The following is a 21,931-nucleotide window of genomic DNA, read 5'->3' on the forward strand; positions in this document are numbered from 1 at the left end:
TTGTTCTTACTAATAGAAATAAAGCAAAAAATACTATGAGAGCTATTTGGACTGGAGCAATAGGATTTGGATTAGTTAATATCCCTGTTAAAATATATAGCGCTATACAAAGCAGCTCATTAGATTTAGATATGTTAGATAGAAAAGACAAATCGAACATCAAATACAAGCGCGTTAACGAAAACACCGGCAAGGAGGTTAAGTGGGAAAATATTGTTAAAGGCTATTTGTTAAAAGATAAATATGTCATTTTGGAAGATTCAGACTTCGAAGAGGCCAGTCCCGAAAAGAACAAAATGATAAATCTACATTCTTTCGTTAAGATGGATGAAATAGATAGCATTTATTTTGATACGCCCTATTACCTGGAACCGCAAAAAGGGGGAACAAAGGCTTACCAACTTCTTTTGAAAGCACTTGAAAAAAGTAAAACTGCCGGATTAGGTTCTTTTGTCATGCGTAATGTAGAGCATCTCGCCATCGTGAAGCCATACGAGAATATGCTTTTACTCAACAAGATCAGATTTGAGGAAGAGATCCGATCGGCAGATGAACTAAACTTGCCTGGCAATACACGATTAAAAAAAGAAGAGATGGATATGGCCCTTCAATTGATCAAACTTCATAGCCGGCCTTTTGATATATCGAAATATAAAAATGAGTATACTAGCGAGTTGCTAAAAATTATAAAACAGAAATCCAAAGGAAAACACACATCTATCCGTAAGATGAAAGTGGAAAATACAAAATCCACAGACTTGTTGAATAAATTAAAGGCTAGTTTAGCCTAAAGTTTAGCAAGCACCTGTTTTATATTAACCGCACTATCCCATAGCGTCGCCCACGGATCGTCCAGCTCTTTGACGCGTTTCAATGTTGTCTTGATATTGTAGTCCGCTATACACAATTTGGGCGTTAATTCTTCCCATCGCAAAGGTGTGCTGACGGTTGCTCCTTCTTTGGGCCGCAGGGAGTAAGGTGCAGCGATCGTCTGCCCCCTCCTATTCTGCAGAAAATCCAAGTAAATCATTCCCTTTCTCTTTTTAGGATCGCGGATCAGGCTTGTTGTGTCCTGATGCCTCTCCTGGATCATTTGGGCCACCAGTTCAATAAAGTCCCTTGCGACGTCGTATGTATACTTCTTTTTTAAATATAGGTAGATATGAAATCCAGTTGATCCGGAAGTTTTTAAAAATGCCGCCACTTTCAATTCTTGGAAAATAGTATGCGCGGTCTTAGCAACTTGTATTAGCTCTTGGAAGTCGGCTCCGTTTGGATCCAGATCCAGCACGGCAAAGTCGGGGTGTTCCGGTTTTCCGTATGTAGACAGCCAGGGGTTCACTTCGATAGAACCCAAATTTGCGATATAAAGAAGCGTTGCTTTATCGTTACAAACGATATAGTCTATTTCCTTCCCCGTGCTTTCCGAGTGTATCGGAACTGTTTTTATCCAACTTGGAATATTATCGGTATCCACATCCTTTTGAAAAAAACCTTCTGCTGTAATGCCGTTCGGAAAACGATGCATCGATATCGGTTTATTTTTGATAAACGGAAGTATGTAATCGGCCATCTGTTCATAATACGCAATCATCTGCCCTTTGACATAATGTTCTTTTGGCCAATATACCTTGTTTAAATTGGTCAATTGAACTTTTTTACGACCTATCGTTATTACATCATTATTATTTTCATTTTTCATGGGATCCTCCTTCTCAATTTCTTCAGCATCTTTATCCTGCCGTAAGCCTTTAAATACCGGATGGCGTAGATGATGGTCTGTTGTCCATTCGCTATAGTATACTTCACAAACCAATATGGGGCGTAGCCAGGTCACTTCCTTTTCTTTCGCAACCGCCACGTCTTGATCAAATGGTTTGTGTGTATTCTCATGCTCCTGCATTGCAGTGTAGAGATCTTTAAGGTTTTTCGCATTGAATCCTGTACCGCAGTTGCCGATATATACCAGTTCCCCCTCCCGATAATGACCGAGCACCAAAGCGCCGAAAAATGAACGACTCCCTTGCGGCGACGTATAACCACAAATGATAGCTTCCTGGCTATTCCGCAACTTAAATTTTGTCCAAGAGCCACTACGTTTGCCTGGTAAATAGGTGCTATCGACATCTTTCGCGATAACTCCTTCCCATTGTTGCTTTTCGGCCGTTGCTTTAACTTGTTGGGTTGTACCTTCTAAGATCTGCGTTAACTGAACAATTTTAGGTTTCTTAAGACGCCGAAATAACAGTGCAAGTAACTCCCCACGCTCTTTAAGTGCATAATCCGTCACGTATTCATCCTCCAAACGGAGTATATCAAAGATATAATAGCGCAATCTAAGATGACTTGGGATAGGCTCACCACTGGCGATCAATTGGAAATGTGGTTTCTGATATTTGTCCTCTATAACAAGTTCTCCGTCAATCCAAGCATGCCTGTCCAAGGAAGATAGTTCTGTCACCAGCGATGGAAACAATGTATTCATATCTTTCCCGTTTCGCGAATAAAGTTGAACACCGATTTCGTTCCTTATAGCCAAAATACGAAACCCATCGTATTTTTTTTCGTACCGCCATTCCGTTCCTTCAGGAAGATGTTCTGCCAATTTTGCGAACATAGGTTTCAGGAATTCTTCCGTATTAGATTTTTGGTTAGTTTTAGGAAGTTTTTTAGAGGTTTGAGTTTTCTTCTCTTTTTTAAAATCTACGCCAGCTTGCTTAACCTCTTGTCGTACGCTATCTTCGCTATTGTAGGGTTCGTCCCGTGCGTATCGATCGTTATGCTTTATGAGTAGCCAGGCATTCTCCTCCTGTCCCTTCATTCGCACTAAAGCAAATTCGCCGCGGAGGATATGTCCGTGTAACTTAAATTTTAGAGAACCTTTTTTTAAATCCTGCAAAAATTCTTTTGCGTTCTTTGCTTCAGTGAACTCATAATATCCCGAATCAAAAATAGTGACCACGCCAGCGCCATAATTACCTTTTGGAATAATCCCCTCAAAAGAGGCATAATCTATCGGATGATCTTCGACTTGCATGGCCAACCGCTTATCTTTCGGATATAACGACGGCCCTTTTGGAACAGCCCAGCTCTTCAATACCCCGTCCAGCTCTAAACGAAAATCATAATGTAAGCGAGAAGCATGATGTCGTTGTACAACAAACCGTAACTTTTCTTCCTGATTGTCCTTCCGCTTACTACTGCCCTTTGGTTCTTGCGTTTGTTTAAAATCCCTTTTCTTTTTGTAGTCTGCAAGCTTCGCCATATCCTGTCTTTTTTATTGAAAAAACACGCTCATCTCCATAAGGTTTTAAGGATCTCCTACAGTAGCAGGATAAGTGAGAAGTTCGATCATGGTTTGTGCTGTAGATGCCGCAGATAGTGGATTTTGCCCTGTAATAAGCTGCCCATCTAACACTACGTGTGGACCAAAAGGAAGCTTAGCCTTACTAAAATCTGCCCCGTATTCTTTCAACCGTGTTTCCAGTTCAAAGGGAATATTGCTGTGACGCATGACTATGGTTTCCTCCAGATTGGAAAACGCCGTCAATTGTTTTCCCAACAGGTATCCGGGATAAAGATCCGCCAGCGGAAGCAATGCAGCTGGTCCGTGACAAACTGCTGCAATCGGCTTATCTTCCTTCACGAACTCCAATAACAATCGGCCTACCTCCGGATGCCGGGCTAAATCCCATAACGGGCCATGTCCACCGGAAATAAACACGCCGTCAAAAGCGCAGGCGTGTATATTTTCCAGCTTCAGTGTACTTGCAAATTGTTGTTGTGCAATTTCATCATCCAAAAAACGTCTGTTGGAGGCAGTAACATGCTCCGTCAGTCTACTCATGGGATCGACTGGAGGTTCTCCCCCCAACGGACTAGCCATCGTCACTTTAAACCCCGCATCGACGAACTCATAATACGGATCTGTCATTTCTCCTAGCCATACGCCTGTCGTAGAGTCTGTCCCATCCATTCTGGCGTGAGAAGTGAGTAGCATTAAGATATTGAAAGTTAACCCCATGATTTAGTTAGGTGTAACTGGAGCAGGTGTGGGAGGTAGTACCGAATCAACAGTGTCTCGCATAGTGGTATCTGTCATCGAACTTCCATTTCTATAGTTTTGGTCTCCCATAGTGTCCCTATCCATTGTGTCGGAATTTTCAGTCCTATTACCACCACAGCCGATACCTAATAGACCTAGCATAAATGTAAAAAAAATGATCCTTTTCATAACAATCTTATTTATTTGTAATCTAATATTATGTTGTTAAACAATTGTTGAACAATAAAAATACTTCTATGGTTGTTTTTATTGTTAATTTAGGTATTTATACATCGTTATTGGTTTAAATACAGGTATTTCACGTGGTCGCCGTAAATATCTTGTCTTATGTCAAGTATCCTATTAAAAAAAGTATATAGTATTGTATGCTAAAAGATGTAGGGAAATTTATATTAACGTTTACATAAAAAGGATCTATTATGAAAAAGCACCTATTACATTTCATCAGGGTAACTCCGCTGTGGGCCGTCCTGTTGATAAGCACCCCTGACGCAGTCGCAGATCATAATTTGCGAAATATGCTATCTTTTAGACAAGATAGTAGTCGTGATATTCAAAAACTACTTACGCATTACGAACAGACGGCGACACAACTAAAGAAAAATGTAACAGGTCTTACAGAAGAACAGTTAAATTTCAGTCCAGGAGAAGGGCAATGGTCGATTAGTCAGTGTTTAGAACATATCGTCTTATCAGAACCTATGATTTTTGGGATGTTCAAACAAGAAATGTCAAAACCTGATACGTCCCAAACCTCCCAAAAGCCAAGTTATACTGACGAAGAAATTGTCAAGAGCATCACTAACAGGGGTGAAAAATATCCAGCGCCCGAAATGCTTAAACCCACTGGAAAATACGATGATATAAACGAAGCTTTAACAGCATTCGAAAATGGGAGAAAAGAGATCATCGATTATATAAAAAACGCCGACATAAAGGTTTTGCGAAATCATATTAGCCAAGGACCCGCAGGACCGGTAGACGGCTATCAGAATCTATTATTCATAACAGCACACTCAGATAGACACATTTTGCAAATAGAAGAGATTAAAGCGCACCCTAATTTTCCAAAACAATAAGTTAAACAAAATATGTGAAGTGCTGGAGTTCTTTACTCCAGCTTTTTTTGTTTATAGCTATCATAAACTTTTCTAAACATCTCTTTAATTACACTGTTTTATATATAGGCCGCTTTTATGTAGCAGGACGATTTTTCTGTTTTAGAATCGTCCAAAGAAGAAATGTTTAAAAGGAACATCAATGCATTCATTAAAAACATCTATTATGCAAACAATCGATTTAAAATTACTAAAAGAACTTACAGCAATTCAAGGTGAACCTTGTATCTCGATTTACATGCCTACCCATCGAGTACACCCGGCAAATGCAACGGATCCTATAACTTTTAAAAACCTATATAAAAAGACGTTGCAGTATACCAAAGACAATAAACTTAATCGACATGAAAAATTGATTCAGCCATTGGAAAAACTCATAGACGACAAGAATTTTTGGGATCATAATGATGAGGGGCTTGCAATCTTTGTATCGTCACAGGATACACAAATATTACGGTTGCCTCAAAAAGTCCAAGAAATAACCTGCGTGGCCGATTCATTTTGTGTAAAACCGTTGTTTAAACTATATCATGAGAACCAACCTTATTATCTTTTGGCGTTAGCTTTGGATGACGTTAAACTTTATAAAGGCGATAAGTACCAGATTGAGGAACTCGATATAAAAGACAAGGTGCCTACTGGCATGAAAGAGGCCCTAGGTGCCGAGCTTACCAACAACCATTTACATGGCAACGTCGTCGAGGGGGCCGGACTCCACGGCTACATGGAAAAAAGTCAAGAGGCGGACATCGATATGGATCGATTTTTTAGAAAAATCGACCAAGCTATTCTAGAGCATTACCCTATGCCTCCGGATATCCCGCTTTTGCTGGTTACACTACCTGAGCATCAAAATCACTTTATACGTATCAGCAAACACAACAACTTTGCGCCTATTCACATAGATATAAATCCCCATTCCCTTACCAAAGCCGCGTTATTAGAAAAAATACAAGAGGGATTTGACGGAATATTGGAGAAGCGAAAAAAAGAATTGTTAGAACGTTACCAACTAGCACTATCGGAAAACCTGAGTAGTGTAGATATTAACGATGTGGTAAGGGATGTTATCGACGGCAAGGTAGAAGTGCTTTGTATTGAAAATGGGAAATCTATAGATGGTCATATTGATATGGAGGAACGCGAAATAGTACACCATGATGGACAATATACAGACGTAATCAATGAATTGTCATGCTTAGCGTTTAATTACGGAGGCAATGTGATCGTACTTGACAAAGAAGAAATGCCTTCTGAAGCAGGTGCTTTCACCATTAACCGATATTAAGAAACAAAAAAATACTATCAATGCATAAGTTTTGGCACGGTCATTGTAAGTTATTCGATATTCATAATTTAGGTTAATAATTGGTTAGTTTAAAATCCTGGAGCTCCCCGCTTCAGGATTTTTCATTATTTCCCGATGCAAAACTTACCGAAGATCGTACCCAGTATATCCCGATCCACGTCGATGTCTCCAGTAATTCCGGAAATATGCCTCAACCCATCGCGCACATGATGAGCTAATAAATCCCCGGACATCTGCATCGCCAATCCCTTCTCTACCTCTTCAAGCGCATTAAAGGCCAGCTCTAAAGCTTCTACATGGCGGGTGTTGGTAATAATCTGTTGGTCGTCGATCGCCATCTTCCGGATTTTGTCCAACAAAATATTTTTTAAACCTTCCACGCTATCACTGTCCTTCGCCGATATGGCAACTAGCGAATCACTATAATCGCTAAATAACGTCTTAGTAATGTTTGTATCCATTTCGTTTGGGTAATATCCTCCCTGTAAGTCAATTTTATTACGAACTAAAATGACAATAAGACCGTCGTAATAAAGTTCCTTCACCTGTGCGATGACTTCATTTGCCGTGCTGTCTTTATCATCGTATAAATAGAGTAGCACCTTCGCCTGCCGAACTTTCTCTTTAGCTTTGGTCACACCGATGGCTTCAATGGTATCCATCGTTTCCCGCAAACCCGCTGTGTCGATAAAGCGGAAGGTAATTCCATCCAGATTGATCGACTCTTCGATGGTATCCCGAGTAGTTCCGGCGATATCACTCACAATCGCACGTTCTTCGTCGAGCAACGTATTAAGCAATGTCGATTTCCCGGCATTAGGTTTTCCTATGATGGCAACGGGAACCCCATGCTTTATTGCATTTCCATAAGCAAACGATTGAATAAGTTTGTGGATATGCATCTTAAGTTCTTGAACCAAAGCTTCAAATTGTGCCCTATCAGCAAACTCGACATCCTCTTCCCCAAAATCCAGTTCAAGTTCCAAGAGCGCCGTAAAATTGATCAGCTGTTCGCGCATTTGCTGTAGCTTGTTACTGATCCCCCCACGCATCTGGTTCATGGCGATTTCGTGGGAAGCTTTGTTTTCCGAAGCGATTAGGTCCGCAACAGCCTCTGCCTGTGACAAATCCATACCACCATTTAAAAATGCCCGCAATGTAAACTCTCCAGCCTGTGCTGCTCTAGCTCCCTTTTTGATAAGTAAGCCTATCAAGCGTTCGATAATGTATTTTGAGTTATGGGTAGAAATTTCGACCACATCTTCCTTCGTGTAGGAATGTGGTCCTTTAAAAAGGGAAACCAGAACCTCATCAATTATTTCATCTCCGTCCCGTATTGTACCGAAATGGATCGTGTGGGAAGGCTGGCCTAGAAGGTTTTTTCCTTTAAACACAGCGTTAGTAAGCGCGATTGCTTGCGAACCGGACAAACGAATAACCGCAATTGCCCCATTCACCCCCGGCGATGTCGCTAAAGCCACAATCGTATCTTGTGAAACTAATCCTGTTGACATAAAGCAAAGGTACGGTTTTTATAAGAGTTGGAAGATATCCTGTACCCCCAATAACTTGCGCGCAGTAAACCCTTCCGCATATTTGACCTGTATATTTCGTCCCAATTCCGCGGCTCTACCTCGTGTAGATTCCATGAAGTCAGGATTTGAAATATACGTCTGCGGTTCATCATCATCCAGCGCTGCGTTAAATTGTGTAGTATAGGCCAAAATGGACTGCTCTTTCTTTTCCCAGAAGTCCGTAATATCTAATATGATATTGGGCTGGATATATTTATCTTGAATCACTTGCAGCTGAAGTCGCGGACGGAAAGCTTCTTGAGACCGCCCTTCATCCATTGTTTCGACGCGGCGTAACCCGCTTAGAAAAAGTGCGTCATTTACTAGTTTGCTTGCTCTGCCATGGTCTGGATGACGGTCGTCAAGCGCATTGGTAATCACAATTTCAGGTTGATACTTGCGGATTGCACGTACAACTACAAGCTGATTTTCTTCATTATTGGCAAAAAAGCCATCACGTAGACCAAGGTTTTCACGAACGTGCACTCCCAGAATATCCGCTGCTCTTGCTGCTTCATTCTTTCGGGTTTCGGCCGTGCCACGTGTCCCCAACTCACCTTGTGTCAAATCGACGACACCTACCTTTTTGCCTTCCGCAACATATTTCGCAATCGTCCCCCCTGCCCCTAATTCGGCATCATCGGGATGAACGGTCATCACCATTAAATCCAACTTCATAGTACATTTTTGTTTGTTTCAAAAGTAGATATTTAAGTAAAAAATGGCAAGTAGAACAAAAAAGAGATCAAGAATACTCTAGGCTGTTATCAATTTTTCGATTTTTGCCATCACCCTTTTTGCTTGGGGGCTTGTAGCGCTATAGAAGTAATCCACTACTTCTCCTTGTTTGTTAATAAGGTATTTGTGAAAATTCCATAAAGGTTTAACGTTTATATGTCCGTTGAGGTTTTTGTCGGACAAAAATCTGAATAACGGATCACAATAATCTCCAACAACATGTATTCGTTTAAATACTGGAAAGGTAACCTGTTGCTGTATACGACAAAATGTTTCCAGTTGCAAACCTGTCATCGGTTCCTGTCCGCGAAAATCATTGGATGGAAAAGCTAAAACTTCGAATCCCTGATCCTTATATTTCTGATACAATTGCTCCAGCGATTTAAATTGCCTGGTAAAGAAACATTTACTGGCAGTATTTACAATCAAAAGTACTTTACCAGAATAATCTTGCAACGATTTCTTTTCTCCGTTAAATTGTAGGCCGTGGAAATCATAAACCGTTTGCATAGCTTCCTTTCTATTTAGGTCTAATAATTATATAAATTCTTTATCGGACGTATACGTTCATATCCTCGGATAATATTTTCGATTTCATAGTCTTCTTCAGGGTCGTAAACCGATTTGAGATTGTGGCCGAACACCTTTGCTACAGATTGGTAAAAGAAAGCCGAAAGCCCCCCCTTCATCTCCCGTACAAGTTCATAACTGCTATTCCCCGTTTGGCGCTGCACCAATTTAATTAAGATCGCTCCTTGAGATATGCTCAGATTTTTGATTTCTGTTCTGAATTTCTCCTTAATTTCATCTTCACACGCTCTAATCAAACGCTTTTCTTCTCTCTTGGAGGAAGCAAGAGCAATTTCACGATCCAATTGTTCATATCGTTTTTGTGCATAAATCGCATAAGGCAATACACGTAGGACATTTCGTTCCAAACGCAAGTAGTTTAATCGATCCTCTTCTGTCTTAAACGTGCGTCTAGCTGTAACGACGACATCTTTAATTGGGAACCAAGGCAGTACTTCTCCTGTCTCCAAACGGGTAGTGGTATAATACCGCAACGTTTCACCCTCTCCTTCTCCATAATGGGGAACCTGCAAAGCCTGTCCTTTACCCGTATATGGCAACAAGAAAGCTAAAAATAGACCCCATACAAAAGACCGCGTCATCTCCTTCTAAAAAATATTAATGTATTTCCAAATATGTAAAAAATTTGCTATATTTATATGTTGTTTTTACCCATTTCCACATAAGCGAAAAAACAATAATAAAGTTACGAACAAAAAAATATAAAAGCAACTTTTTCAGTGTGTATATGGAAGAATTTGAGATTGATATTGAGGCAGAAAATAAGGAGATTAGGAAAAGGTATCGCGCTTTACTTCGAGCTTGCAAACCGACTTTACAGCGGGGCGATAAACAAGAAATCCGAAGAGCATTCGACCTCGCGTTGGAGAGCCACAAAGATATGCGTCGTAAATCAGGTGAACCATATATATATCATCCTATAGCTGTCGCACAGATAGCAGCAGAAGAGATAGGTTTAGGAACAACCTCTATCGTCTGTGCCCTTTTGCACGACGTTGTGGAAGATACGTCTATTACCTTACAGGATATAGAAGCACGGTTCGGAAAAAAGGTAGCGCGCATTATCGATGGACTTACTAAAATATCGGGAATCTTTGATCCGAATAGCTCCATGCAAGCGGAAAACTTCCGTAAAATGTTACTTACATTGGCAGACGACGTACGCGTTATTCTGATCAAACTTGCGGATCGCCTTCATAATATGCGCACCATGGAGTTTATGGCCCGACATAAGCAGTTAAAGATTGCATCGGAAACAAGTTACCTATACGCTCCCCTCGCACACCGTCTAGGTCTTTACGCTATAAAATCCGAATTGGAAGACCTCTCGATGAAGTATACAGACCCGGATACCTATAAATTTATTGCACGAAAGCTAAACGAGAAAAAAGCGGAGCGTGAAAAGTTTGTAGCTGACTTCATCGAGCCCGTTAAAAAAATACTTGAGGAACAAGGTATAAAGGCAGAAGTATTCGGACGCCCAAAATCGATTTATTCCATTTGGAATAAAATGCGCAAGAAATCGATTCCGTTTGAAGAGGTATATGATCTATTTGCTATCCGAATTATCATAGACACGCCCACCGAAAGAGAAAAAACAGAGTGTTGGAAAGTATATTCGATCGTCACGGACTTGTACCGTCCTAATCCGGATCGTCTGCGTGATTGGGTTTCTTCGCCCAAAGGGAACGGCTATGAGTCCCTGCATACCACCGTAATGGGCCCCCGAGGCCAATGGGTCGAAGTACAGATTCGTACAAAGCGTATGAACGAAATTGCCGAGAAAGGATTTGCCGCACATTGGAAATACAAAGAATCTAACTCTGACAGTGGGTTAGACCAATGGATACAAAAAGTCCGAAACTTATTGAGTAGCCCGGAGCAAAACGCGATGGATTTCGTGGACGACTTTAAGATGAATTTGTTTTCGGACGAGATATTTATCTTTACACCCAAGGGTACGTTGGTTCAACTACCCAATGGAGCCACGGCGTTGGATTTTGCCTTTGAAATCCATTCGGATATTGGTGCAACCTGTATCGGCGCTAAGGTTAACCACAAATTAGTTCCACTCAGCCATCCGTTGCAAAATGGGGATCAGGTCGAAATTATCACCTCCAGTAAGCAGACGCCAAAAGAGGACTGGCTCAATTTTGTTGTTACAGCAAAAGCAAAATCAAAGATACGTTCTTCATTAAAAGAAGAAAAAAGGCGGGTAGCAGAAGATGGCAAAGAGATTTTAGAACGTAAATTAAAATCTTTAAAAATCACGTACAACACGGATAATATCAATAAAATTGCCAACTATTTCAAGTATCCTAGTTCACAAGAGCTTTTCTATAATGTCGCTAAGGGCAATATTGATATCAAAAACCTTCGCGAATACGCGGAAAGTGAGAAAACAAATACGCCTGGTCAAAGCCATTTCAGTTCACATGTTTCGGGCTTGGTGGAAAAAATCAACAAAAAAGAAATTGACACCATTCTTATCGGTGACGATTACCAACAGGTTGATTATACGTTGGCGCCTTGTTGCAATCCGATCCCGGGTGACGACATCTTCGGTTTCCTAACCGTGAATGATGGCATTAAAATACACCGCACCAGCTGCCCCAATGCATCCAAACTCATGGCGAGCTACGGATATCGGATATTGAAGGCAAAATGGGCGTCTTCTCAACCAAACGTAGCTTTCCTTACGGGATTACGCATTGTAGGAATTGACGACGTAGGACTTATAAACAAGATAACCAACGTTATCTCGCAAGAATATAACGTCAATATCCGTTCGCTTTCCATTACCAGTAATGAGGGAATATTTGAAGGGAACATTATGGTGTTTGTAAATCACATCGAACAATTGGAAGACCTCATGAAAACCTTGAAGCAAATCAACGGGATAACAGGCATAACGCGCTACGAGGCAGACAACTAGCCTTACACCTGTACTTCACGATTAAACCATCGTTTTTTACAGATGAAATTGGTATTTTTGTAGAAATAACTATTAATATGAATAAAGGCGAAAACTATCAAACGGTAAAAAAAATCTTCGAAGCTTACTTAGAAAATAAGAATCTGAGAAAAACGCCTGAGCGCTATGCTATTTTAGAAGAAATTTACTCACGGTCCGACCATTTTGACGTGGAATCATTGTATATCCATATGAAAAATAAAAAATATCGGGTAAGCCGTGCTACCGTATACAATACATTGGAATTGTTAGTATCCTGCGATCTGGTGACCAAACATCAGTTCGGACGTAACATGGCTCAGTTTGAAAAATCTTATGGTTTTAAACAACACGACCACGTTATCTGCATTGAATGTAATAAGGTCGTCGAGTTTTGCGATCCGCGCATCAATCAAATCCAAAGTTTGATGGGTGATTTATTGAAATTTGACATCAAGCACCATTCTCTTAACCTCTATGGCGTCTGTGAAGATTGTCAAAAGAACAATGCTGAAAATACCGAAAGTATGCCTAAAAAAGGCAGGAGCCCGGTAATTTCAAATTAATGTGGTAATCGCCAATTATTGTATTACCTTTGTTCAGAAAAGACCGGCTTGTCGTGTTTTTTCTAAACGTATCATTTAAATTTTAATATCGATATTTCAAATATTATGCAAGTTGATGTGCTTTTGGGCCTGCAATGGGGCGATGAAGGAAAAGGAAAAATCGTGGACGTATTCTGTCCGAAGTATGACTTAATCGCCCGCTTTCAAGGCGGCCCTAACGCTGGACATACATTAGAGTTTGATAACAAGAAATTTGTCTTGAATACCATCCCGTCCGGTATTTTTAATGAAGGTACACTTAACCTTATTGGCGGTGGTGTCGTTATCGACCCCATTATCTTGAAACGAGAGTTGGATAATCTACGCACGTCGGGATTTGATCCGGTAGGCAAAGGTACGTTGGTTCTTGCACGCAAAGCACATTTAATCCTTCCTACACACCAATTGTTGGACGCAGCTTCCGAATCCAAAATGGGCGCTGGTAAAATCGGTTCTACTCTTAAAGGAATCGGCCCGACATATATGGACAAAACTGGCCGAAATGGTTTACGTGTAGGAGATACAACCCTTCCAGATTTTCAAGAACGCTATGAAAAATTAAAAGCCAAGCACTTGGAAATTCTTTCTCACTATGGTGAGATTCCTGATTTTTCTGAAAAAGAAGCGGCTTTCATGGAAGCCATTGATTTTATCAAAACGATTCCACACGTCGACGCCGAACATTTGGTCAACAATTATCTAAAAGAAGGTAAACGGGTACTTGCTGAAGGTGCGCAAGGTACATTACTAGATGTAGATTTCGGTTCTTATCCATTTGTTACCTCATCCAATACGACTACCGCGGGAGCATGTACGGGACTGGGCATTGCGCCAAATAAAATTGGTGCAGTATATGGCATTTTCAAAGCTTATGCTACCCGTGTCGGTGGCGGACCATTTCCAACGGAACTGGATGATGAAATTGGCGAGAAATTACGCCAGATAGGACATGAATTTGGTGCAACTACCGGGCGCTCGCGTCGTACCGGATGGATTGATATTCCGGCATTGAAATATGCCATTATGCTAAATGGCGTGACTGAATTGATCATGATGAAAGCCGATGTATTGGATACATTTGAGAAAATCAACGTGTGTACACATTACAAACACAACGGCGAAACTATCGATTACATGCCCTATGAAATTATCACCAACCAAGCACAACCTGTCTTGGAAGAAATAGAAGGGTGGAATCAAGATATTACGGGCATCCGTTCAAAAGACGAGATTCCTACTGCATTGAAAAATTACATCGCTTATTTGGAACAAGCATTGGAAGTACCTATTAAATATCTATCTGTAGGCCCCGATCGCGTTCAGACTATCGAACTGTAATATAACAAACAAATGGCTACAGCCGTATTTCAGGTTGATACGCAGCAATTCGAAAGACAGGCGCTTCAATGGGCCCAACAATTTGATGAGGTTTGTTTCTTTCAATCCAATGGCTACAACGATGAATACGCGCAGATAAATAGTTTACTTGCCGTAAAAGCTTTGGATTTATTTGTTGGCGAGTATACCGATACATTCCGTGCGTTAGAAAAATTTAGAGCCAAGCATCCCCATAAGTGGATGCCTGGCTTTTTTAGTTACGATCTTAAAAATGAAATAGAAGATTTAACGACCTCTTTTCCTGATCGACTAGAATTTCCGGAAGCTTATTTTTTTATCCCAACCATCGTCTTGCATTTCCAAGATAAGGAGGTGAAAATTGAAGCTCCTTATCCGGAAAATGTATATCATGACATTTTAGCTAATGACAATATAATAAGCAGTGAAATAATAGGAACGGAAAACATCCGTTTTCAAAAGCGTATGTCCAAATCAGCATATGTAGATGCATTTCAGCAACTATTGAGACATATCCAACAAGGATATATATATGAGGTTAACCTTTGTCAAGAATTTTATGCGGAAGAAGTTACATTGTCACCGTTGGCTGTATACCAAAAATTGAACGAGATTTCCCCTACTCCATTCTCTTGCTTTTTCAAAATCAACGATAATTATATTTTATCTGCTTCACCTGAACGTTTCTTAGCGAAACGGGGGAATATCTTGATTTCTCAGCCTATTAAGGGCACTGCACCTCGTGGAAAGACGGCGGAGGAAGACTTTTACATTGTAGAGACATTGAAAAACAGTCCGAAGGAAATTTCCGAAAACGTGATGATCGTAGATCTGGTTCGGAACGATTTAACGCGTAGTGCACAGGAAGGCACCGTAAAAGCCGAACGGCAACTGGAGGTACAAACATTCGAGCAAGTACATCAATTGGTCTCCACCATCACCTGCCAAAAAAGCACCGAGATGTCAGATATAGAAACTATCCGTAATACCTTTCCTGCCGGTTCGATGACTGGAGCCCCTAAAATCAGTGCAATGAGGTTATGCGATCGCTACGAGAACAGCAAACGGGGTATATACGCAGGCGCTGTAGGCTATTTTGATCCAGCGGGAAATTTTGATTTCAATGTCGTTATACGTTCTTTACTTTATAATAGTAAAAAGCAATACTTGTCTTTCCACACCGGAGGAGCGATAACCATTGATGCCGATCCAGAGAAAGAATACGAAGAATGTCTACTGAAAGCTTCGGCTATACTTAAAACATTGGAAGCTAGGTTGGTAACATAAATTCCGTTCCGTATATTTGGATATGTCATCGCCTTACATCAACATACATACCCATTGCACTCTTGCCCCGACAGCACAAATATTTTCGCTTCCCAATGTCATTGTGTCCAAGAACTACTTGTTTCCCCATCCCTGTTCCTTAGGTATACATCCGTGGTATATCGAACAAAACGCCACGGCACAATTGGATGCTCTTCATCAATATGGAAAAAAGAAGCAAGTTTTAGCCATCGGCGAGTGCGGACTCGATAAACTTTGTGATACGGCATGGACCTTACAAGAAACTATCTTTCGAAAACAAATCGCTTATGCAAACAGTATTCAAAAGCCTTTAATTATACATTGTGTCCGCGCTTATCAGGAATGTCTGCAGATACTTCGCGAAGAAAAGGTGCGTGTTCCTGTTATCTTTCATGGTTTCGAGAAAAAAAATGAATTAGCAGCGCAAATTCTCCGTTATGGCTATTTCCTCAGTCTAGGAAACGCACTTCTTTCAGGAAAAAAAGACGAACTTATCCAACAGTTACCGCTTAACAAAATTTTATTGGAAACGGACGATAAATCTGTCAATATCGTTGATATTTATGCTTATTTTTGCCGCGTTCGAAAAATAGAGCTACAGCTCTTAAAAGAACAATTGTATCAAAATTTCACGCATATATTTAACTATCCGATAGGAAAATGAAAGATTTATCTTGGTTGTCTAGAACAGAGGCTTTAACAGGACGCAAGGCATTAGAAAAATTAGCTAGTTCACATGTGATGGTTTTAGGTTTAGGTGGTGTAGGTTCGTTTGCCGCAGAATTCATCTGCCGTGCAGGAGTAGGTAAGATGACTATTATTGATGGTGATACTGTAGACCCCTCCAACCGGAATCGGCAATTACCCGCGCTTGCTACCAATCATGGCGAGGCCAAGGCGCAAATCATGAAAGATCGGTTATTAGCCATCAATCCAGAGCTGGAGCTCCACGTTGTACAAGATTTTATTATTCCAGAAAAAATATCGGATCTTTTAGCGTCAAACCCTGATTATTGTGTGGAAGCGATTGACAGCATCACGCCAAAACTATTTTTTATCAGGCACGCCCTGGAAGCAAAGATTCCTTTCGTCAGCTCGATGGGTGCTGGCGGTAAACTAGACCCCACCAAAATCCGTATTGCCGATATCAGTAAATCGTATAATTGTAAACTTGCGCAGCACATCCGAAAGAAACTTCGCAAACATGGTATCCGGGACGGCGTTAAGGTAGCCTTTTCTACGGAGCTTCCCTACAAGAAATCCTTACTATACACCGACGGCACTAATTTCAAGAAATCTGCTTATGGAACCATGTCATATTTGCCCGCGGCGTTTGGTGGCGCCATAGCCTCTGTAGCTATTCGAGATTTGATTGGCAAATAAGTTAATTAACATCATTACTTTCGGTATTACTAATTAAATTAGTAATATTGCATTGTGAACAAACAAAAGCATTTTGCCATAGTCGATATTGAAACAACGGGTAGCCACGCCGGAGGGAGTCATATTACGGAAGTTGCCATTTTGATACATAATGGAAAAAAGATAATCGAACGGTATCAAAGTCTTGTTAATCCACAATGCCCTATCCCTTTTGCCATTCAGGTATTAACAGGTATCACACCGGACATGTTGGAAGGTGCACCTACTTTCGGCGAGATCGCAGAAGATGTATACCATCTTTTACAAGGTAAAGTTTTTGTAGCGCATAACGTCAATTTCGATTACTCGTTTCTGGTGAAGGAATTGAAGCAAGCAGGCTATGATTGGCAAGCGCCAAAACTTTGCACTGTTCGGCTGTCCAGAAAAATCTTTCCTGGTCATCGTTCGTACAGTCTCGGAGATATCTGTAAAGCACGCGAAATCAACATTGCTGCCCGACATCGCGCGATGGGTGATGTAGAAGCTACCGCTGAGCTATTCTCCCAACTGCTTGCACACGACGAAAATCAGTATTTGCAAGAGAGTTTGCAAAAGAATACCGAACATCGATTACCTACACACCTTTCTTTAGACCAATTTCGAAGACTGCCTGAAACCGTTGGAATTTACATTTTCAGGGATAAGAAAGGGAAAATCATCTATGTAGGAAAAGCGGTCAATATACAAAAACGTGTTTTAAGCCATTTCGGAGGTATAAACACGAGTCTCAGACGACAACAGTTTATAAATGATATCGCAACGATCGATTTTGAAGAATCCGGCACCGAGCTTATGGCGCTTCTTATGGAATGTCAGATGATCAAGAAGCATTGGCCTGTTCACAACCGGGCACTAAAACGTTATGAGCCAAAATTTGTGCTTATCCATTACGAGGATATCCGGGGCTATAGTAGATTGGCGATAAGCAAAGCAGCTCGTCATGCAAATAGCATCCGCTATTTCGAAACGGCGCAGGAAGCTAATCTATTTTTGGCCAATTTGCTGGAAGAATTTAACCTAACACCTATACTTTGTTCATTTTATTCCCCCTCTACAGAAACACGCGAAGACAGAAAAATTCAAGTAGAGACGCTTCCTTCACTGGAGGAGCACAACCAGCTTATTGATAGTGTATTTCAACAGTTGAGTGATCGAAAGAGGTCATTTCTACTTATCGATCGCGGACGGAACGAAGAAGAAAGCAGTTATGTTTATTTTAAAGAGGATAAGCTCTACGCCTTTGGATTCGTGGAGTTTATCCAACAATGGTCTAGCGTGGAAGATATCGTTTCCTATAAAGATAAATGTATCAGTAACTTCTATATGCAGCAAATTGTCTTACAATATACTGAGCGCTACCCTGAAAAAGTACATATATTACCCCAAACAAAAAGCCTTTCCTAAACCTTACCCATAAAGCTCAAGACCTTATCCACCATGTTTTTACTACCGATGACGATTGGTGTTCGTTGATGCAAATGGGTTGGTTTAATATCCAATACCCTTTCTTTATCAGAAACTGCTTTCCCTCCCGCTTGTTCGATAATAAATGCCATCGGGTTACATTCATAAAGTAGACGCAGCTTACCACTCGGATAACTGGAGGTCTCAGGGTAGAGAAAAACGCCCCCCGTGATCAGCGTACGGTGAATGTCTGCCACCATTGAACCTATATAACGGGAAGTATAAGGTCTTGACGTCGCACTATCTTCTTCCTGGCAAAATTTGATGTAATCTTTGATATATTGCGGAAATTTCAAATAATTCCCTTCATTCACTGAATAAGATTTTCCGTCTTCAGGGATTTTCATATCAGGATGAGACAAACAAAATTCGCCTATAGACGGATCCAATGTAAATCCATTCACGCCCTTACCGGTTGTGTAAACCAACATGGTGGAAGAACCATAAATGACATATCCAGCGGCAACCTGCTCGCGACCGTACTGCAGTATCTCTTCTTCAGATACAGGTACATCGTGCATTTTTCTTCGATAAATGGAAAAGATAGATCCTACAGAAACATTCAAGTCGATGTTTGCAGATCCATCCAACGGATCCATGCACACCATATACTTACCTTTATTTGTTAAGTTTCTTAACGATAGTTCAATACATTCTTCATGTTCCTCTGAAGCGATATAACAACATTCGCCACCTCGGGTCAGCGCTTCGATAAACTGCTCATCCGCGTACACATCAAGCTTTTTTTGTGCTTCGCCCTGCACATTGTGATGACCATTTTCCCCTAATATATCGACCAATCCAGCCTTATTGACCTCTCGGTTGATAATCTTAGCTGCGATACCGATATCACGCAACAATCGCGATAATTCGCCTTTTGCATATGGAAAATCCGCTTGCTTTTCGATGATAAACTGACCTAATGTTTTGAATGCCATAATGTATAGTTATTCCGTTTGGTGACTAATTTTACGGCACAAAACTACATAAGGAAAACAAATTAAAAAACTGATTTTCAGCTTATTGTATAATATACACATATTTATAACACTGATATTCAAGTGATTATTTTTTCAAAAAAATTTAATAACTTTTTTCTTTAGGCACTTTTTTTAGAAAAAAGTTGCGCAAAAAATCGCCACTTTAAAATTTGATGCGTCTCTCTACCCCGCACTTATCCCGCATCGAGAATAGTTTACATGTGGCATTAAGAGGTTAAGAATGGGACAATACAATTGCATGATCCCCCTCAAAAAAGAACATAAAAAGTATGAATCATCGATTTAATATTTTCGTTATATTTAAGACACATTAAGAAGGTATATTTAAAGCGAACAAGCAGTGGCAAAGAAAAAAATGACGAATAGGTTTATTCCGCGTGATATCAGTTGGTTGAGTTTTAATGGTCGCGTACTGCAAGAAGCTGCTGACGAGAGTGTGCCTCTTTCGGAGCGCATTAAGTTTTTAGCTATATTTTCCAATAATTTGGATGAATTTTTTCGTGTCAGGGTAGCTGGATTAAAGAGGGCATTGGTATTGGACGAAAAAGAGTCGAAAGAATTTTTCTTCGAAAACCCACAGTATATCCTAGATAAGATCAATGAATCGGTCATCGAACTTCAAAAGCAGTTCGACCAAATATGGTTACGGGTACAGTCGGAGATGGCGAAGGAAAAGGTCTTTATTAAAGCTCCAGAAGAGCTCAGTGCCACACAGCAGGAATTTGTACGACGCTATTATGAGGATGAAGTAGAATCCAACGTCATCCCATTGATGTTGGACGAATCTCGTCCGATGCCTTACCTAAGGGACAAAAGTCTCTATTTGGGTATTGCTATGCGCAAGACGGATTGGGTATACGAAACACAGTTTGCAATTATAGAAAATCCCACGCGTAATAATGGCCGGTTTGTATTACTACCCTCGCCGAAAGATCAAAAGCATGTCATTCTCCTGGAAGATGTCATCAAATTCAATCTGCCCTATATCTTTTCTTATTTCGGGTTTGATACTTTTAAAGCACATGCTTTCAAAATCACAAAAGACGCTGAATTTGATATCGATAATGATATCAACACCACATTGGTAGAGAAAATTGAGAAAGGTATCAAAAACCGCCGTAAGGGTAAACCGACACGTTTTGTATTCGATAAGGATATGGACTCATCGCTTGTCACCTTCTTAATCAAGAAGTTGAACTTGTCAAAAAAAGATAGTATTATTCCTGGGCAGAAGATTCATAACTTCAAACATTTCATGAGCTTCCCGAAGATATTCAAATCGGAAAAACCCGCGGTCGAACGCAGCTCATTTGACCACCCCGATTTCGCGGGCCGTCAACGGGTAAGTGATGTGCTGGTGAAAAAGGACGTGCTGCTCTCATTCCCTTATCATACTTTTAACCCTATTATCGATCTGCTCCGCGAAGCAGCGATGGATCCACACGTCCAATCGATTCAGGTTACCATTTACCGCATGGCAGAGAACTCCAAAGTAGCCAACGCCTTAATTAATGCTGCGAGAAACGGTAAGCATGTCACTGTTATGCTTGAACTACGCGCCCGTTTCGATGAAGAACACAACTTGATGTGGAAAGAACGATTTGAGATGGAGGGGGTAAAAGTGCTACTCGGTATACCTGACAAAAAGGTTCATGCCAAACTATGTATCATTAAGAAAAGGGTGGACAACAAAACATGGCAATATGGATTTGTCAGTACAGGAAATATCAATGAGAAAACAGCAAAGATCTATGGCGATTATTGCTTTATGACCAGCAACCGAGCTATCATGGCGGATGTCAACAAAATTTTTGCTGCATTGAAAAAACCGAAAGTTGAGCTCACTGAAAGCCTCAAACCGTGCAAAAATCTGCTGGTCTGCCCAACTACAATGCGCGACACATTTTTAAAACTGATCGACAACGAGATTGACGAAGCCAAAACTGGTAACAAAGCACATATAATTGTCAAGGTTAATTCATTGAGCGATAAGATACTTATACGTAAAATGTACGAAGCCGCCAATGCGGGGGTAAAGATCGAGATGATCGTACGCGGTATCTATTGCGCCGTCAACCAAAAAAAATTCAAAACACCACTCCACGCCGTCAGTATAGTCGACGAGTATCTGGAGCATGCCCGATCGATATACTTTTACGCAGCAGGAAAAGAACTAGTCTATATTTCTTCCGCTGACTGGATGCCCCGTAACCTGGACTATCGCGTAGAAGCCGCTGTACTGATTACCAACAAAAAAATAAAACATGAGCTGATCGATATGCTTCACATCCAACTGAAAGACAACGTGAAAGCACGTATCCTGAACAATAAATTAGAGAATAAATACGTGCGGAACGATGAAGCCCCGTTCCGATCTCAACTAGAACTGTACAGATACTTGCGAAAAAAGAATAAATCGTAAAGCT

Annotated in this window: 19 protein-coding genes; 11 read left to right on the forward strand and 8 right to left on the reverse strand. The window is 40.7% G+C overall.

The genetic code is table 11. The features are described 5' to 3' along the window. Nucleotides 1-35: 35 nt before the first annotated feature. On the forward strand, nt 36-791 hold the full coding sequence (locus tag G5B43_RS02005) for a Ku protein (RefSeq protein ID WP_165293033.1): 756 nt from the start codon (nt 36-38) through the stop codon (nt 789-791). Here G5B43_RS02005 and ligD read toward each other — a convergent pair. The 3 genes from ligD to G5B43_RS02020 are packed head-to-tail and all read right to left on the reverse strand — an operon-like array spanning nt 788 to nt 4,234. Beyond that, nucleotides 788-3,265, reverse strand: coding sequence for a DNA ligase D (gene ligD, locus G5B43_RS02010; RefSeq protein ID WP_165293034.1), 2,478 nt, complete (start codon nt 3,263-3,265; stop codon nt 788-790). The genes G5B43_RS02005 and ligD overlap by 4 nt on opposite strands. A gap of 45 nt (nt 3,266-3,310) precedes the next feature. Then, on the reverse strand, nt 3,311-4,024 hold the full coding sequence (locus G5B43_RS02015; protein ID WP_206367196.1) for a type 1 glutamine amidotransferase domain-containing protein: 714 nt from the start codon (nt 4,022-4,024) through the stop codon (nt 3,311-3,313). A gap of 3 nt (nt 4,025-4,027) precedes the next feature. Continuing rightward, nucleotides 4,028-4,234 (reverse strand): hypothetical protein, encoded by a 207-nt coding sequence (locus G5B43_RS02020; RefSeq protein WP_165293035.1) that lies wholly within the window; start codon nt 4,232-4,234, stop codon nt 4,028-4,030. Nucleotides 4,235-4,485: 251 nt separating this feature from the next. On the opposite strand from G5B43_RS02020, the gene G5B43_RS02025 reads away from it, so the two are divergent. Further along, entirely contained in the window at nt 4,486-5,145 is a 660-nt protein-coding gene (locus G5B43_RS02025) for a DinB family protein (RefSeq protein ID WP_165293036.1), read from the forward strand. A 205-nt stretch (nt 5,146-5,350) separates the two neighbouring features. Next, a complete protein-coding gene (locus G5B43_RS02030) occupies nt 5,351-6,472 on the forward strand; it encodes a hypothetical protein (protein WP_165293037.1) in 1,122 nt (373 codons plus the stop codon). A gap of 125 nt (nt 6,473-6,597) precedes the next feature. On the opposite strand, the gene mnmE is transcribed toward G5B43_RS02030, so the two are convergent. From mnmE to G5B43_RS02050, 4 genes are all read right to left on the reverse strand, one after another. Next, the gene (gene mnmE, locus G5B43_RS02035) at nt 6,598-8,007 is read right to left on the reverse strand and encodes a tRNA uridine-5-carboxymethylaminomethyl(34) synthesis GTPase MnmE (RefSeq protein ID WP_165293038.1); all 1,410 of its coding nucleotides are present in this window, start codon (nt 8,005-8,007) and stop codon (nt 6,598-6,600) included. Nucleotides 8,008-8,025: 18 nt separating this feature from the next. Beyond that, entirely contained in the window at nt 8,026-8,745 is a 720-nt protein-coding gene (bshB1, locus tag G5B43_RS02040; protein WP_165293039.1) for a bacillithiol biosynthesis deacetylase BshB1, read from the reverse strand. A 78-nt stretch (nt 8,746-8,823) separates the two neighbouring features. After that, nucleotides 8,824-9,315 (reverse strand): glutathione peroxidase, encoded by a 492-nt coding sequence (locus G5B43_RS02045; RefSeq protein WP_165293040.1) that lies wholly within the window; start codon nt 9,313-9,315, stop codon nt 8,824-8,826. A 20-nt stretch (nt 9,316-9,335) separates the two neighbouring features. Beyond that, nucleotides 9,336-9,977 (reverse strand): DUF4294 domain-containing protein, encoded by a 642-nt coding sequence (locus tag G5B43_RS02050; protein WP_165293041.1) that lies wholly within the window; start codon nt 9,975-9,977, stop codon nt 9,336-9,338. A gap of 146 nt (nt 9,978-10,123) precedes the next feature. Between G5B43_RS02050 and G5B43_RS02055 the strand changes: the two genes are divergently transcribed. The 7 genes from G5B43_RS02055 (at nt 10,124) to G5B43_RS19585 (ending at nt 18,444) form a co-directional block, all read left to right on the forward strand. Beyond that, entirely contained in the window at nt 10,124-12,331 is a 2,208-nt protein-coding gene (locus G5B43_RS02055; protein ID WP_165293042.1) for a RelA/SpoT family protein, read from the forward strand. Nucleotides 12,332-12,408: 77 nt separating this feature from the next. Beyond that, complete coding sequence (locus G5B43_RS02060; RefSeq protein ID WP_240904691.1) at nt 12,409-12,915, forward strand: Fur family transcriptional regulator; 507 nt, start codon at nt 12,409-12,411, stop codon at nt 12,913-12,915. Between the two features lie 105 nt (nt 12,916-13,020). Continuing rightward, a complete protein-coding gene (locus G5B43_RS02065) occupies nt 13,021-14,292 on the forward strand; it encodes an adenylosuccinate synthase (protein WP_165293043.1) in 1,272 nt (423 codons plus the stop codon). A gap of 12 nt (nt 14,293-14,304) precedes the next feature. Beyond that, nucleotides 14,305-15,597, forward strand: coding sequence for an anthranilate synthase component I family protein (locus G5B43_RS02070; protein ID WP_165293044.1), 1,293 nt, complete (start codon nt 14,305-14,307; stop codon nt 15,595-15,597). Nucleotides 15,598-15,619: 22 nt separating this feature from the next. Then, entirely contained in the window at nt 15,620-16,282 is a 663-nt protein-coding gene (locus G5B43_RS02075) for a TatD family hydrolase (protein ID WP_165293045.1), read from the forward strand. Beyond that, on the forward strand, nt 16,279-17,001 hold the full coding sequence (locus G5B43_RS02080) for a ThiF family adenylyltransferase (protein ID WP_165293046.1): 723 nt from the start codon (nt 16,279-16,281) through the stop codon (nt 16,999-17,001). Before G5B43_RS02075 ends, G5B43_RS02080 begins: the two co-directional genes overlap by 4 nt. A 54-nt stretch (nt 17,002-17,055) precedes the next feature. Beyond that, nucleotides 17,056-18,444: an exonuclease domain-containing protein gene (locus G5B43_RS19585; RefSeq protein WP_165293047.1), complete on the forward strand. Its 1,389-nt coding sequence runs from the start codon at nt 17,056-17,058 to the stop codon at nt 18,442-18,444. Here the strand turns inward: G5B43_RS19585 and fbp are convergent. Beyond that, on the reverse strand, nt 18,441-19,445 hold the full coding sequence (gene fbp / locus G5B43_RS02090) for a class 1 fructose-bisphosphatase (protein ID WP_165293426.1): 1,005 nt from the start codon (nt 19,443-19,445) through the stop codon (nt 18,441-18,443). The genes G5B43_RS19585 and fbp overlap by 4 nt on opposite strands. Nucleotides 19,446-19,860: 415 nt before the next feature. On the opposite strand from fbp, the gene ppk1 reads away from it, so the two are divergent. Next, entirely contained in the window at nt 19,861-21,927 is a 2,067-nt protein-coding gene (gene ppk1 / locus G5B43_RS02095; RefSeq protein ID WP_165293048.1) for a polyphosphate kinase 1, read from the forward strand. Nucleotides 21,928-21,931 lie beyond the last annotated feature (4 nt).

It is taken from the genome of Sphingobacterium sp. SGR-19 (assembly GCF_011043555.1).
Classification (GTDB): domain Bacteria; phylum Bacteroidota; class Bacteroidia; order Sphingobacteriales; family Sphingobacteriaceae; genus Sphingobacterium.